Source organism: Corynebacterium sp. HMSC072G08, assembly GCF_001809185.1.
GTDB lineage: Bacteria > Actinomycetota > Actinomycetes > Mycobacteriales > Mycobacteriaceae > Corynebacterium > Corynebacterium phoceense.
Genome location: NZ_KV796439.1, coordinates 1 through 246, shown reverse-complemented (window position 1 = coordinate 246; position 246 = coordinate 1). Strand labels below are relative to the sequence as shown.

The 246-nt window shown below is 57.7% G+C and carries 1 protein-coding gene; it reads right to left on the bottom strand.

Features of this window, described 5'->3' with window-relative positions:
• Window positions 1-237 (bottom strand): HNH endonuclease (locus tag HMPREF2559_RS08780; RefSeq protein WP_210387032.1); only part of this gene is annotated, 237 nt, incomplete at its 3' end.
• Window positions 238-246 lie beyond the last annotated feature (9 nt).

Sequence of the window (246 nt, the reverse complement as noted above, 5' to 3'; positions counted from 1 at the left end):
ACCCTCGGCGTCTTTGTAATAGACGTCCCCATCCCGCTTCTTCATGTTGTGATACTCGCAGAGCATGAGGATGTTGTCGATATTCGTCTCCCCACCCTTCGACCACGCCACCAGGTGGTCGGCCTGCAACAAGTTAAACGGCCGGTGACACTCCGGATCCTGACACACATGCTGCACCGCCGCGGCCAACTCCTTCTGCGTCGCACTGAAATACCGCTGCAGCCGGTACTGCTTCACCGGCTCATT